Origin of the sequence: Bacillus sp. Je.9.29.b (genome assembly GCF_051129925.1) — a bacterium.
Classification (GTDB): Bacteria; Bacillota; Bacilli; order Bacillales; family Bacillaceae; genus Bacillus; species Bacillus safensis.
In genome coordinates this window covers 335,289-348,936 of the sequence record NZ_JBCPSO010000002.1, presented here as the reverse complement: position 1 = coordinate 348,936, position 13,648 = coordinate 335,289, and the positions used below count along the sequence as shown (strand labels likewise).

The following is a 13,648-nucleotide window of genomic DNA, read 5'->3' as shown; positions in this document are numbered from 1 at the left end:
GAAGAAAGATCAAGAAGATCTGTTCACAGGCCTTTTATTTGTTCTATTCTTCGTCTTCTTGATCTAAGAACGTATTTAACGTTTCTTCAATCATGTCCCATTCTTCATCCGTTTCAATCGGCTCTAGCTCGCCATCTTCACCGTCTTCGTTCGGTGTAAAGCTTGATGCATGAATTTCAATTTCCTCATTGTCTTGTTCAGAAATTGGATAGTAAAGGACATAAGATTTGTTAAAATGGTCGCTTTCAAAAGTAAATAGTACTTCGCAAAGCTGTTCATTTCCATTATCATCAACGATTGTAATTTGCTTTTCTCCGTGTTCCATTTGATTCACCTCATTTTAATTTAAGCTGTCTAAATATCCTTGCAGGATCATGACAGCCGCCATTTTATCAATGACTTTTTTACGCTTTTGTCTGCTCACATCTGCAGAGATGAGCATTTTTTCCGCTGCCATTGTTGACAGGCGCTCGTCCCAAAGCACAACAGGAACATTGTACGTGTTTTCTAGCACTTTCGCAAATGATTGGCTGGCTTCGCCTCTAGGACCGACCGTACCGTTCATATTTTTTGGAAAGCCAAGTACAATTTTATCTGCTCCAAATTCTGCAACGATCTCAGACAGGCGGCTGAGACCAAAGTCTCCGCCTGCTTCATCAATTTTAATTGTTTCAATCCCTTGCGCTGTCCATCCCATTTCATCACTGATCGCAACACCAAGGGTTTTCGTGCCTAAATCTAAGCCCAAAATTCTCATGTTTTACGCCTCTTTATGTGTCTCTAAGTACGATTTAACCAATTCCTCAATTAATTCGTCTCGTTCTAGTTTACGAATTAGGTTGCGTGCATCCTGATGTCTTGGAATATAAGCAGGGTCGCCTGACAGCAAGTATCCGACAATTTGATTGATCGGGTTGTATCCTTTTTCTTGGAGTGCGTCATGAACTGTAATGAGCACTTCATTCACATTGGTTTCAGCTGAATCATCAGAGAAGTTAAACTTCATTGTCTTATCAAATGAACTCACTGCTTCTTGCACCTCTCTTCCAACATTCTACTAGCAAGCTTTTTTCTAACCGCTCATCTAATACCATTATTCTACACTACATTGCCTGATTATAAAACGGATTTGACAGATTCTTCGACAGTTGCCAGTGCTTCTTCAAGCTTTTCTGGTTGTTTTCCGCCTGCTTGAGCCATGTCTGGACGTCCGCCTCCGCCTCCGCCGCAGATTTCAGCTGCCTGCTTCACAAGCTTCCCTGCATGCAGACCTTTTTCGATCACGTCTTTTGTTACTCCTGCTGAAATGTTTACTTTTCCGTTTTGAACGGCTCCCAGGACGATGACAGCTGATCCTAATTTAGCTTTTAAGTCATCAACCATTGTTCTTAAATGGTTCATGTCTTTAGCATTTACTTTTTCAGTTAATACTTTCACTCCGCCAACTTCTGTCACTTTCTCTAAAATAGAGCCTGCTTCTGCTTGGCTTAATTTCGCAAGAAGAGATTCGTTTTCTCTTTGAGCCTCTTTTAAATCTGCCTGTAATGAAGCAATCCGTTTTGGTACATCCTTCGTATTTGACTTCAGCTCACTTGCTGCCTGTTCCAAAATCGCCAGCTGGTCATTTAATTCTTCATAAGCACCTTTACCAGTCACAGCTTCAATACGGCGTGTTCCAGCACCAATACCCGACTCAGATGCAATTTTAAACAAACCGATTTCCGCAGTGTTTTGCACGTGACAGCCGCCGCATAGCTCGATGCTGTAATCGCCCACTTGGACAACACGGACAATATCGCCATACTTCTCGCCAAAGAGCGCCATTGCACCCATTTCTTTTGCTTCAGCAATTGGTTTCAAGTCAATGGCAACAGAGATGCCTTCCCAAATTTTTTCGTTGACGATTTTTTCAATTTGAGACAATTCTTCTTTCGTCACTTGTCCAAAATGAGAGAAATCAAAGCGAAGTCTGTTTTCATTTACCAATGACCCTGCTTGGTTCACGTGGCTGCCTAATACATCTTTCAGCGCCTGATGCAGAAGGTGTGTCGCTGTATGGTTTTTGACAATGCCTTTTCGAAGAGCTGATTCCACTTCAGCAGTGACCTCGAGACCTTTTTGAGCCGTACCGCTTACGACGACTCCTTCATGGACATGCTGACCGTTTGGCGCTTTTTTCACATCTTTGATCTCAATGATGGCTTCTGCACTTTTTAGTGTTCCTTTATCCGCTACTTGTCCGCCGCTTTCCGCATAGAAAGGCGTTTCATCTAACAAGATTTGCACCGTGTCTCCTTCATGTGCTTCAGAGACAATTTCACCATTTTGAAGCAGTTCGACAATGCGAGTTTCCGCAGTTAAATTTTCGTAACCAACAAAGGTACTTTCCACTTTAATATCGCCTAAAGCGCCGCCTTGAACCTGCATACTGCCGACATCTTGTCTCGCATTTCTTGCCCGTTCACGCTGCTTCTCCATTTCCGCTTGGAAGCCTTCTCGATCAACTGTCATGTTTTCATCTTCTGCGTATTCTTCTGTCAGCTCGACAGGGAATCCATACGTGTCATACAGTTTAAATACATCTTCACCTGAAATCTGTGAGCTGCCTTTGTCTCTTTCTTTTTTGATCACTTCTGACAAAATCGCTAACCCTTCATTCAGTGTTTCATGGAAACGTTCTTCTTCGTTTTTGATGACTTTCGCAATAAATTCTTCTTTTGCTTGTACATCTGGGTAGAAATCCTTCATGATCTCAGCAACAACTGGCACTAGATCATACATAAACGGACGGTGGATATGAATCGTTTTTGCATAACGCACAGCGCGGCGTAGCAAACGTCTTAATACATATCCGCGGCCTTCATTGGAAGGAAGCGCACCGTCACTTACAGCAAAGGCAACTGTCCGGATATGGTCAGCAATGACTTTAAATGCTGTATCTTTTTCCTTCGCCAAACCATAGCTTTCTCCAGAAATGGTTTCGACTGCACGAATAATCGGCATGAAAAGGTCTGTATTGAAGTTCGTTGGCACATTTTGAATGACAGATACCATTCGTTCAAGGCCCATCCCTGTATCAATGTTTTTCTTCGGCAGTGGAGTGTATGATCCATCTGGATTATGGTTGAATTCAGAGAACACGAGATTCCATACTTCTAGATAACGCTCGTTTTCTCCGCCTGGATATAATTCTGGATCGTTCATGTCGTCACCGTATGATTCACCGCGGTCATAGAAAATTTCTGTATTCGGTCCGCTTGGGCCCTCGCCAATATCCCAGAAGTTTCCTTCAAGACGGATAATACGTTCTTCAGGCACACCAATTTTATCTCTCCAAAGAATATATGCTTCTTCGTCCTCTGGGTGGACTGTCACAGATAACAAATTCGGATCAAAGCCAATCCACTCTTCACTTGTGAGGAATTCCCACGCCCATTCAATGGCCTCTTCTTTAAAATAATCACCAATAGAGAAGTTGCCAAGCATTTCAAAGAACGTGTGATGGCGTGCTGTCTTCCCTACATTTTCAATATCATTCGTACGAATCGATTTTTGCGCGTTGCAAATACGTGGATTGTCAGGTACGACGCGGCCATCAAAGTATTTTTTTAATGTTGCCACCCCACTGTTGATCCATAAAAGCGTCGGATCGTCATGCGGCACAAGTGACGCACTTGGTTCTACAGCATGTCCTTTTTCTTTAAAAAAGTCTAAAAACATTTGACGTACTTGAGCTGAAGTTAAATTTTTCATTCAAAAATCCTCCCTTTTCATTCATCAATCTCCACACAAACGAAAAAACACCCCGCCCTATGCAAGCACAAAACGACTTACACAGGGACGAGATGTTCTCGCGGTACCACCCTGATTATAGACACATTCGTCTATCACCTTCACATCCGATAACGCAGGAAGAGAGCGGCAGTGTTTATCTGCACTCGGGACTAGCTTCCGTTAAAGGTCTGATAAGGCTTTTCTCAGCAAATAAAGCCTCTCTCTGCAACAGCTTTTTAACGTACTCGGGTCCGTCATTGAATTTCAATATGTATGAATCGAAATTATTATAGACAACTCGGCTCGTCTTGTCAATGAACGCTTCGTCTCATCAGGATATATTGCACGATGATCACCCTGATAATCGCAGCTGCTGGTACGGCTAAAATCATCCCAATTAAGCCAAACAGCTCCCCTCCTGCAAGCAAGACAAGCATAATGACGACAGGATGCATATGAAGACTTCGCCCTACAATGATCGGGCTTAGGACATTGCTCTCTAAAAATTGCAGCACCGCTACTGTGATCAATACGATGATGACCGATTTCACTGAGATGGTAAACGCAATAAAGATGGCAGGAACTGCGCCAATTATCGGGCCAAAATACGGAATCACGTTCGTTGTTCCTATCAGCATGCCAAGAACGAGCGGATACGGGATATGAAAAAGCCAAAGCACAATGGCTGCTGCACCCCCGATTAAAGAACAGACAAGCAGCTGCCCTCGAATATAATCACCAAGCGATTCATCCACTGCTTTGACAAAGGCATGCCCCCTCTTCCTAAATGACGGCGGCGTTAAATACCATGCCGCCCGCTTCATCGTGTTCATGTCTTTTACCATATAAAAAACAAGAAAAGGGATGAGTGCTGCGACTAATGCGTAATCAAATAAAACTTTACAGCTAAGAATCATTCGCTCAGCGCTATTGGCTGCATATGTCTCCGATTGAACAATGAAGCGGTCCAAGCGGTCATGAAGTCCGTCAGGCCAGTGGCTCGTATGATGATGAATATGTGATAAAGCGCCATTATACGTTTCAGCGATGACAGGAATTTGTTCTGACAGCTCATTTAACTGTGCGATCATAACAGGCGCTCCTTTATATACCGCAAAACCAATCCCGCCAAAAAACAAGACATAGATGAGTAAGAGACTGACTGTTCTCGGCAGCCCTCGTGCATGCAGTCTTTCCACAATCGGATAAAGCAGATAAGAAATAAAAATAGCGATGAGAAGCGGAATGAGAACCGCCTTCAGCAATAAAAAAACAGGCATCCATAACTCGTCGAGCTGCAGTAAAATGAGCAAGGATGCAAGGACAAGCAGGACCCCTGCAGCATATATTAGAAATTGGATCGGACGTTTCTTCACCTTTTTCACCTCTTTTCTTATTGTTTAACCATCTTCTGCAATTATCCACGTAAATAAAATTTGTCCTAACTTTGTTAAAAATGAATACACATGAAACATACAGCTCCATCCAAAGTCACTGTTTGCTGTAAAATTTCGTCAGAAAATATTCCATAATTTACTTCTTTTTACACAAGTTGTGCTAGAATCCACTTTAGCTTTAGCCAATGAAACACAAGAGGAGGTTCTTCATGATCACATTCGAAGAAGTCAACAAGCATTATGGCCAGTTCCATGTACTTAAGGACATTAACCTACATATTCAAAAAGGGGAGGTTGTTGTGATCATCGGTCCTTCAGGGTCTGGTAAAAGCACGATGCTCAGGTGTATCAATCGTCTTGAAAGCATTGATGCGGGAAAAGTTCTCGTCAACCAAGTGTCTGTTCAGCATCCGAAGACCAACATCAATCTTGTCAGGCAAAATATCGGAATGGTCTTTCAGCATTTTCACCTCTATCCGCATAAGACGGTGCTTGAAAACATTATGCTTGCGCCGATGAAGGTCAAAAAAGTGAGCAAGGAAGAAGCAAAGGAAACAGCTGAATTTTATTTAAATAAAGTCGGCATTCCTGAAAAGGCAGACACCTACCCTTCACGACTCTCAGGCGGACAGCAGCAGCGCGTTGCCATTGCAAGAGGGCTTGCGATGAAGCCGGAGGTGATGCTTTTTGACGAACCGACATCTGCACTTGATCCAGAGATGATCGGCGAGGTATTAGATGTGATGAAGCAGCTGGCTCGTGAAGGCATGACCATGGTTGTCGTCACGCATGAGATGGGCTTTGCCCGCGAAGTGGCTGACCGTATTGTCTTTATTGATGAAGGCAGAATTCTTGAAGAATCAACACCGGCTGCATTTTATGAAAAACCGCGAGAGAAACGTGCTCAATTATTTTTAAGCCGTATATTAAATCACTAGGGGGAATGGTTTGATGAAAAAAATGAAACGCTTTGGCCTGCTGCTCTTTATGACTTGCTGCATCGCCGCTTTGGCTGCTTGTGGATCTACTGAAAAAGGGTCAACTGATGCAAAACAAGGAAGTTCTTTAGAAGCCATTAAGAAAGACAAAAAAATCATTTTCGGTGTAAAAAATGACACACGTTTATTCGGTCTAAAAAATCCGAGCAGCGGTGATATTGAAGGATTTGATATTGACATGGCAAAAGCCATCACAAAGGAAATACTCGGCGATGAAGGAAAAGCAGAATTTAAGGAAGTGACATCTAAAACAAGAATTCCTTTGCTTCAAAAAGGGGATATCCATGCGATTGTTGCGACCATGACAATTACAGAAGAGCGTAAAAAAGAAGTCAATTTCTCAGATGTTTACTTTGAAGCAGGACAATCACTGCTTGTGAAAAAAGGAAGCGACATTCAATCCATTGATGATCTTAAAAAAGGAACGAAGGTGCTGGCCGTGAAAGGATCTACTTCTTCTCAAAATATCCGCGAGAAAGCACCTGAAGCATCCGTATTAGAATTTGAGAACTATCAGGAGGCTTTTACAGCATTAAAATCAAACCAAGGGCAAGTGCTGACAACTGATAATGCGATCTTATTTGGTATGGCAGATGAAGATTCAAATTATGAAGTGGTCGGCGGCACTTTTACCGATGAGCCTTATGGCATTGCTGTGAAAAAAGGAGATCAAGAATTAACAGGTGCGATCAATAAAGCCTTAAAAACGTTAAAAGACAATGGAGAGTATGACAAGATTCTTAAAAAATGGATCAAAGAATAACATTTGATTCGTCAAGATCAATGCCTCAGGTGAGCCGCTCAAAGGCTCCCCTGTTGATCAGGAAGGAAGTGAACTGATTGCTGCGGTTTTCCATTCTCACTGAAAATGTTCATCTTTATTTAGAAGGCTTTAAATATACCCTTGGTGCAAGTGTCATTGCTCTGATTGGAAGCTTTTTGATCGGTACACTCATTGCCATTATGAGAATTGCGCCATTTAGGCCGCTCAACTGGTTCGGAACGGCTTATGTTGAATTTATTCGGAATATTCCGTTATTATTGATCACCTTTGTTTTCTTCTTTGGTTTACCGGTGCTGGGTATTGTAGCAGATGGCTTTACTGCTGGAACGATTGCTCTTGCCATTTATACGTCTGCCTTTATTGCTGAAGCCATTCGTGCAGGGATACAAGCTGTACCGCTTGGACAAATGGAAGCAGCCCGCGCCTCAGGTCTGTCATATGGCGGGACGATGCGGTATATCATTTTGCCGCAGGCGATTAAAATCGTCATTCCCCCTCTTGGGAATCAATTTATTAACCTTGTCAAAAACTCCTCGATTTTAGGAGTCATTGCAGGGTTTGATCTCATGTATCAAGGAGACCTCATTGCGTCTAGAACATTTGTAACGTTTGATGTCTACATCTTTGTTGCGATGTTCTATCTGCTATTAACCATTCCGCTCAGTCTAGGCGTCGGTTATTTAGAAAGAAGATTAGCAAGAAGCCACTAGAAAGGAGGAAACATCATGGATTTTATAGGTGCCTACCAGCCTGATCATCTCGCCTTTTTACTTGAAGGATTTGCTGTCACCTTAAAAGTGGCTTTTATCTCCATCATTTTGAGCTTTATCATTGGATTAGTCGTTGGTACATTACGGTTCGCTCAAATACCTGTTTTATCGAAGGTGCTTGCGGTAGTTGTAGAGACCATTCGAAACCTGCCGCTTTTGCTGATCATCTTTTTCACGTATTTTGCATTGCCTGAGATCGGCATCAAGCTAAGCATCACAGCCTCTGCCATTGCCGCTTTAACCGTGTTTGAATCCGCGATGCTGTCAGAAATTATTCGGAGCGGTCTTAAATCAATTGATAAGGGTCAGATTGAAGCAGCCAGATCTTCTGGTTTAACCTATATTCAAACACTGAAAATGATTATTATGCCGCAGGCTCTGCGCCGAATGGTGCCGCCAATTGTCAGTCAGTTCATATCTCTTTTGAAAGATACGTCGCTTGCCGTTGTCATTGCGCTTCCAGAATTATTACATCACGCTCAAATATTAAACGGTCAAAGCCAATCCTATTTACTGCCGATTTTCCTATTGGCAGCTATGATGTATTTTGTCGTTAATTTCAGCTTATCCATTCTTGCAAGACGATTAGAATACAGGCAGGCATAAAAAGGACATCCGCTCTTGGCGGATGCCTCAGCGTATAGACCAGTTTGCTATCACGCTGAAAAAAACAAAGGGCTAAAATGAAGATCATTTTAGCCCTTTTTGTTTACATCATTCTCATAACACGTTTTCTTAGCTTTTTCATATCCCGCTTTGATGGCATATCATATCGGCTTGCAAAGTGATATGCGAGTGCACCTGCACCAAGCGTTAATAGTGAAGAAGTCATTTTGCCCATTCGAAATTCCCCCTTAACACTTATAGTTGAATTGAACGTTCATCGTCACTAAACAGATCATCTAAGCTGCTTAGTGTCCCGTCTTCCTCTACTTGGTGTGTAGATATTTTGCCTTTTGACAGCGTCAATTCAATAAAACAGCCCCAGCAATAATATTGATTGACCCCAATTTTTCCGATGTCTTTACATTTGCAATTTGGGCAAATGAGCATAATCAGCACCTCTTTACGTTCGGTTTAGAACCAGAGCTTCTTTTTGAACGTTCATCAAGGTTCCGGCAGCCTGCAGCTGTTTCCGAATCCCTGATAGCTCTGTAAAGAAGCCGTCCGAGAGTTCATATGCTACGATTGTGCCCGAATTTGAGCAAAAGTATACATCTTCCAAAATGCCTAAATTTTCACCATCAGGCGACTGCATCATTTTCTTTTTTAATTTCGAAAATAACAAGAATGGAGCAGAGGAATCCATGCCCACTCCCTCCTGGCAGCTCACATACAAACCTTTGTCTGTCAGCTGATCAAAAGCAGAAAATGGAACGAGTGCACAGTCTTTCTTTTTCCCCTCTAACACATATCCTCCGCAGCTGCCTCCGGCTAAAAAGCAAATATCTTTTATGGAACCAAGCGATTGGGACAGCTCACCTGCATAGATCGTCATTCCTTCAAGTTCTCGGCATGTTCTCAAAATGTGCTCAACCACCTTTTGCGGAACAGTCTTATCGTGTGCGTTTGATTCATGACTCATACGAAGAAATGGCTTCCATGAACGGAATGGGTGAAGTTCTTTTCACGCTAAAAGGCTTCCATATGGAAGCCTTCTACTCATGCATAAAATCAAATGGAGTGATTCCCTCCATGCCAATATTTGCGTCATGTACGCTAAACGGAAGCTCTTTTTGGAGCGCTTCAAGTTCTGCATCCATGATTTGTTCGGTTTGCACTAGCCGCATCGTTAAGGACGTTTGTCTGAGGGAATCCTCATTGTTTTTCACGCCCCACTCCAGCGCTGATTCCTCGCCGCACAGTATTAAAAACTTTTTACTGCGTGTAATGGCTGTGTACAGCAGATTCCGCCGAAGCATTCGGTAATAGCTCCTCACGACTGGCAGCACAACAATCGGGAATTCACTTCCTTGTGATTTGTGAATAGAGCAGCAATAAGCATGGGTAAATTGATGAAAATCTTTTTTTGTAAAGGTGATTTCATTTCCATCAAAGGAGATCACAGCCATGTCTTCTTTTTCTGTATTTTCTTTTGCATAAAAAATCGAGACAATTTCACCGATATCGCCGTTAAAAATGTTGTTCTCCGGCTGATTCACAAGCTGAAGCACCTTATCACCTGTCCGGTACACCACATCACCAAACGGGATTTCCCTGCCCTTTGGTTTTTTAGGATTCAAAATGTGCTGCAGCATTTTGTTGAGCTCATTGATGCCTGCTTTTCCTTTATACATCGGTGCCAGCACTTGAATATCCTTTGCCGAAAACCCTTTTTGAGCAGCATTGCTGACAACTTTCTCAATGACTTCTTTCATTTGATCAGCTGAACACTGAATGAAGGACCGATCCTTTGAGCGTGCAGTGATATCCTTTGGCAGCACACCATTTTTCATATCATGTGCAAGTTCAACAATGGTTGAGCCGTCTGCCTGCCGGTAAATATCTGTCAAGGTAACAGCCGGCACGGCTTTTGAGGCCAGCAAATCCCGTAAAACTTGGCCTGGTCCGACAGATGGCAGCTGATGTTCATCCCCTACCATAATCACTTGGATATGATCAGGAATCGCTTTAAACAAATGATTCGCCAGCCAAATATCCAGCATACTTGATTCATCAATGATGACAAGCTTTCCTTCAATCGGCTGTTCCTCATCATGAGAGAATCCCTCCGAACCATTCCAGCCTAGCAGCCGGTGAATGGTGACAGCTGGAAGCCCTGTTGATTCTGTCATCCGTTTAGCCGCCCGTCCAGTTGGTGCCGCAAGCACAAATGGGAAGGATTCATCTTTTTTATAATCACTTGGATCAAGAGATACACCGTGAAGATCACTGTAAAGCTCGACAATCCCTTTAATGACTGTTGTCTTCCCTGTTCCAGGCCCGCCTGTTAAAAGCAGCATAGGGGACATGAGTGCCTTTTGAATCGCTTCCTTTTGTGTCGGTGCATATTGGACGCCTAACCGCTCCTCCAGCTCGCCAAGTGCTAGCAGGAATTCTGATTCAGGAAATTGAACTGCATATTCTGTTTGGGAGACGATTTTTTGAATGCGTTTGGCGACACTTTGCTCCGCATAAAATAAGGATGGATGATAGCAGCGGTCATCTTCAATAATCATTTCTTTTCCTTCGCCAAGTGCAATGATCTGATTGGCAACATCCATTTCAGTCACTTTGTAATCATTGCCTGTTTGGTTGAGCAGCTTGCGGGTTTCGACGATCAAATCTTTCGTTTGTATGTACGTATGACCGTCCTGTAGACTGGCTGTCTCCACTGTATATAGCAAGGCTGCGCGAATCCGTTCTGGGTCATTTCCTGAGATGCCTGTTCTAGCGCCAAGCTCATCCGCCTTAATAAATCCGATTCCCTCAACATCCTTAACGAGCTGATAGGGATTTTCCTCTATTTTCTGCAGCGTTTCACTCTCGTATACTTGGTAAATCTTCATGCTGAGCTGCGGACCAAAGCCATACTGATTCAGGCTGATCATGATTTGTTCCAGCCCTTGATGCTCTTGAAGCGCTGCGGCAAGCTTATCCGCCTTCTTTTTTGATAAGCGCGGTACATCATACAAAACAGCTGGGTCACGCATAATCTTATGAAGCGTCTGATTGCCAAGCTGCCCCACGATTTCTTCAGCCGTCTTTTTCCCTATCCCCTCAAATAAATCACTTGAGAGATAATGTATGATTCCTTGCTTCGTTGTCGGTACTTCCTTTTGAAAATGAGTGGCCTGAAACTGTTCACCAAATTTCGGATGGCTTGTCACTTTGCCATAAAAGGTGTAGGTTTCCTCCTCATGAAGTGCTGGGAAGTAGCCTGTGACAGATGCTGTTTTTTCCTCTAAGTTTTCCGATGTTTCAATGACTTTTACCTTTAACACCGAGTATAAATTACTTTCATTATGGAAAATAACGGCTTGAATGATCCCCTTTAAAAACGGTTCGTCCTCAAGCTTCATTTGATCTGGATGTTCCTGCACAGGTCTTCCCTCCTTCCATCTATTCTGCCTCTTGAATCAGCTTTTGCGCATGTAGTGCCAGCATATGGTCAGGCTGCACGTCAATGGCTTTACCCAGCATCTCAAGTGCTTCGTCTTTTTTCTCTAAGTACGCATACGCAACCCCTAAATTATAAAAGGCATCTGCATGCTGCGGATCACGCGTGATGACTTCAGTAAAAGTTGTCACCGCTTCTTCCAGCATGTGTTCATTGGCTAAGCACATGCCAAATTGGAATCTTGCTTCATTATCTTCTTCGTTTAGTTCAACGGCTCGCTGAAGATACGGCATCGCAAGCTTTGGCTGCTCTAATTTGATGAGCGTCTGCCCGAGCATATAAAACAAATCACTATTTTCCATGCCGGCTTTTAGTGCTTGTTCAAAATAGTCTTTCGCTTTCATAAAGTCTTCTTTTAATGTATATACATTTCCTGCTCCATAATAGGCTGCAGCTGCGGTATGATCAAGTTCAATTGCTTTCTGAAAAAAGTTTAAAGCGCGTTCAAATTCATTGATACTTGAAAGTAAGTTCGCAAAGTTAATATATGGAACCGGGTCCTTCGGGCTTTCTTCGATCGCTTTTGTAAAAGCTTCAGCTGCTTTTTCGATATTCCCTTGATTCAAGGCTTCTATGCCGATTTCGTTATAATTCATTCGCTCTCTCATCCTTTCATTAAAAAACCTCAACAGCGACGTTGAGGTTTTGAAACATGCTACACATACGACAGCTTTTGACCATCTTTGAAGACATCGTCAATTGTACCGCCGCCAAGACATTCGTCGCCATCATAAAAAACAACCGCTTGTCCCGGGGTAACAGCACGAACAGGTTCATCAAAGATAACCATCGCTTCTTGCTCACCTGTCATTTTGACCTTCACATGGTGATCTTCTTGACGGTATCTGAATTTTGCTGTGCAAGTTAATTCACCGTTTTCTCCGACAATATGGGGACGAGTCCAGCTGATATTAACAGCTGAAATGCTTTCAGAGTATAAAAGTGGATTGTGGAAGCCTTGTTCAACAAACAAGATGTTTTTCTCCAAGTCTTTTCCAACGACAAACCAAGGATCACCACTGCCGCCAATACCAAGTCCTTGGCGCTGACCGATCGTGTAATACATCAGTCCATCGTGCTCCCCTTTTACTTCTCCGTCCATTGTCTGCATCACACCAGGCTGTGCAGGCAAATATTGACTGAGGAACGTTTTAAAGTTTCTTTCTCCAATAAAGCAGATACCTGTTGAATCTTTTTTCGTTGCTGTTGCGAGCTCTGCTTCTTTTGCCAATTCACGAACCCTTTTTTTCTCTAAATCACCGATTGGGAACATGACTTTATCAAGTTGTTCCTGTGTCAGCTGATTTAAGAAATACGTTTGGTCTTTGTTTGCATCAAGACCTCGCAGCATTTTGACTTCATCACCAGTTCGATCAACACGAGCATAGTGTCCTGTTGCCAAATAATCCGCACCAAGTGACAATGCATGCTCAAGGAATGCCTTGAACTTAATTTCTTTGTTACACATGACATCTGGGTTTGGCGTTCTGCCCGCTTTATATTCATCAAGGAAATATTGAAACACTTTGTCCCAATATTGCTTCTCGAAATTCACTGCATAATAAGGGATTCCAATTTGGTTACATACGCGGATGACATCCTCATAGTCTTCCGTTGCTGTGCAGACACCATTTTCATCAGTGTCATCCCAGTTTTTCATAAATATGCCGATGACATCATAGCCTTGCTCCTTTAACATAAGAGCGGCAACTGATGAATCGACTCCTCCGGACATACCGACCACAACTCTTGTTTCTTCTGGTCTTTTTGTCATCTTCATCAACTCCAATTTCAATGAAACAACA

15 protein-coding genes and 1 other annotated feature are annotated in these 13,648 nt (G+C 42.8%); of the genes, 4 read left to right on the top strand and 11 right to left on the bottom strand.

The genetic code is table 11. The annotated features are described in order from the left end of the window. Nucleotides 1-43: 43 nt before the first annotated feature. The 5 genes from AAZR19_RS05005 to AAZR19_RS04985 form a co-directional block, all read right to left on the bottom strand. Nucleotides 44-325, bottom strand: coding sequence for a DUF1292 domain-containing protein (locus tag AAZR19_RS05005; RefSeq protein WP_024423112.1), 282 nt, complete (start codon nucleotides 323-325; stop codon nucleotides 44-46). A gap of 15 nt (nucleotides 326-340) precedes the next feature. Continuing rightward, on the bottom strand, nucleotides 341-757 hold the full coding sequence (gene ruvX, locus AAZR19_RS05000; RefSeq protein ID WP_024427871.1) for a Holliday junction resolvase RuvX: 417 nt from the start codon (nucleotides 755-757) through the stop codon (nucleotides 341-343). A gap of 3 nt (nucleotides 758-760) precedes the next feature. Next, nucleotides 761-1,027, bottom strand: coding sequence for an IreB family regulatory phosphoprotein (locus AAZR19_RS04995; RefSeq protein ID WP_008358522.1), 267 nt, complete (start codon nucleotides 1,025-1,027; stop codon nucleotides 761-763). Between the two features lie 89 nt (nucleotides 1,028-1,116). Then, on the bottom strand, nucleotides 1,117-3,753 hold the full coding sequence (gene alaS / locus AAZR19_RS04990) for an alanine--tRNA ligase (protein ID WP_434702469.1): 2,637 nt from the start codon (nucleotides 3,751-3,753) through the stop codon (nucleotides 1,117-1,119). An 80-nt stretch (nucleotides 3,754-3,833) separates the two neighbouring features. Then, nucleotides 3,834-4,041 (bottom strand) — a binding site (T-box leader). A 44-nt stretch (nucleotides 4,042-4,085) separates the two neighbouring features. Further along, nucleotides 4,086-5,150 (bottom strand): AI-2E family transporter, encoded by a 1,065-nt coding sequence (locus AAZR19_RS04985; RefSeq protein WP_395893918.1) that lies wholly within the window; start codon nucleotides 5,148-5,150, stop codon nucleotides 4,086-4,088. Nucleotides 5,151-5,380: 230 nt separating this feature from the next. Between AAZR19_RS04985 and AAZR19_RS04980 the strand changes: the two genes are divergently transcribed. The 4 genes from AAZR19_RS04980 (at nucleotide 5,381) to AAZR19_RS04965 (ending at nucleotide 8,329) form a co-directional block, all read left to right on the top strand. Next, nucleotides 5,381-6,109 carry an amino acid ABC transporter ATP-binding protein gene (locus AAZR19_RS04980; protein WP_163114855.1) on the top strand — a complete coding sequence of 243 codons (729 nt, stop codon included), beginning with the start codon at nucleotides 5,381-5,383 and terminating at the stop codon, nucleotides 6,107-6,109. Between the two features lie 13 nt (nucleotides 6,110-6,122). Next, entirely contained in the window at nucleotides 6,123-6,932 is an 810-nt protein-coding gene (locus AAZR19_RS04975) for a transporter substrate-binding domain-containing protein (protein WP_218677137.1), read from the top strand. Between the two features lie 77 nt (nucleotides 6,933-7,009). Next, nucleotides 7,010-7,663 (top strand): amino acid ABC transporter permease, encoded by a 654-nt coding sequence (locus AAZR19_RS04970; RefSeq protein ID WP_226014637.1) that lies wholly within the window; start codon nucleotides 7,010-7,012, stop codon nucleotides 7,661-7,663. A 15-nt stretch (nucleotides 7,664-7,678) separates the two neighbouring features. Further along, entirely contained in the window at nucleotides 7,679-8,329 is a 651-nt protein-coding gene (locus AAZR19_RS04965) for an amino acid ABC transporter permease (RefSeq protein WP_024427867.1), read from the top strand. Between the two features lie 103 nt (nucleotides 8,330-8,432). On the opposite strand, the gene AAZR19_RS04960 is transcribed toward AAZR19_RS04965, so the two are convergent. The 6 genes from AAZR19_RS04960 to mnmA all read right to left on the bottom strand — a co-directional run bounded on the left by AAZR19_RS04960 (nucleotide 8,433) and on the right by mnmA (nucleotide 13,617). Then, complete coding sequence (locus AAZR19_RS04960) at nucleotides 8,433-8,564, bottom strand: YrzQ family protein (RefSeq protein ID WP_003216198.1); 132 nt, start codon at nucleotides 8,562-8,564, stop codon at nucleotides 8,433-8,435. A gap of 20 nt (nucleotides 8,565-8,584) precedes the next feature. Beyond that, complete coding sequence (locus tag AAZR19_RS04955; protein ID WP_003216308.1) at nucleotides 8,585-8,776, bottom strand: hypothetical protein; 192 nt, start codon at nucleotides 8,774-8,776, stop codon at nucleotides 8,585-8,587. Between the two features lie 13 nt (nucleotides 8,777-8,789). Next, a complete protein-coding gene (locus AAZR19_RS04950; protein WP_218677135.1) occupies nucleotides 8,790-9,308 on the bottom strand; it encodes a prc-barrel domain-containing protein in 519 nt (172 codons plus the stop codon). A 73-nt stretch (nucleotides 9,309-9,381) separates the two neighbouring features. Next, nucleotides 9,382-11,766, bottom strand: coding sequence for an SF1B family DNA helicase RecD2 (gene recD2 / locus AAZR19_RS04945; protein WP_218677134.1), 2,385 nt, complete (start codon nucleotides 11,764-11,766; stop codon nucleotides 9,382-9,384). Nucleotides 11,767-11,785: 19 nt separating this feature from the next. Then, a complete protein-coding gene (locus AAZR19_RS04940) occupies nucleotides 11,786-12,439 on the bottom strand; it encodes a tetratricopeptide repeat protein (RefSeq protein WP_076840407.1) in 654 nt (217 codons plus the stop codon). A 59-nt stretch (nucleotides 12,440-12,498) separates the two neighbouring features. Beyond that, nucleotides 12,499-13,617: a tRNA 2-thiouridine(34) synthase MnmA gene (mnmA, locus tag AAZR19_RS04935; RefSeq protein WP_041107037.1), complete on the bottom strand. Its 1,119-nt coding sequence runs from the start codon at nucleotides 13,615-13,617 to the stop codon at nucleotides 12,499-12,501. Nucleotides 13,618-13,648 lie beyond the last annotated feature (31 nt).

Coding starts and splice junctions, on each gene's coding strand:
- AAZR19_RS05005 (WP_024423112.1), bottom strand. CDS start 325: ATGGAACACGGAGAAAAGCAAATTACAATCGTTGATGATAATGGAAAT.
- ruvX (WP_024427871.1), bottom strand. CDS start 757: ATGAGAATTTTGGGCTTAGATTTAGGCACGAAAACCCTTGGTGTTGCG.
- alaS (WP_434702469.1), bottom strand. CDS start 3,753: ATGAAAAATTTAACTTCAGCTCAAGTACGTCAAATGTTTTTAGACTTT.
- AAZR19_RS04980 (WP_163114855.1), top strand. CDS start 5,381: ATGATCACATTCGAAGAAGTCAACAAGCATTATGGCCAGTTCCATGTA.
- AAZR19_RS04975 (WP_218677137.1), top strand. CDS start 6,123: ATGAAAAAAATGAAACGCTTTGGCCTGCTGCTCTTTATGACTTGCTGC.
- AAZR19_RS04965 (WP_024427867.1), top strand. CDS start 7,679: ATGGATTTTATAGGTGCCTACCAGCCTGATCATCTCGCCTTTTTACTT.
- AAZR19_RS04960 (WP_003216198.1), bottom strand. CDS start 8,564: ATGGGCAAAATGACTTCTTCACTATTAACGCTTGGTGCAGGTGCACTC.
- AAZR19_RS04955 (WP_003216308.1), bottom strand. CDS start 8,776: ATGCTCATTTGCCCAAATTGCAAATGTAAAGACATCGGAAAAATTGGG.
- AAZR19_RS04950 (WP_218677135.1), bottom strand. CDS start 9,308: ATGAGTCATGAATCAAACGCACACGATAAGACTGTTCCGCAAAAGGTG.
- AAZR19_RS04940 (WP_076840407.1), bottom strand. CDS start 12,439: ATGAATTATAACGAAATCGGCATAGAAGCCTTGAATCAAGGGAATATC.
- mnmA (WP_041107037.1), bottom strand. CDS start 13,617: ATGACAAAAAGACCAGAAGAAACAAGAGTTGTGGTCGGTATGTCCGGA.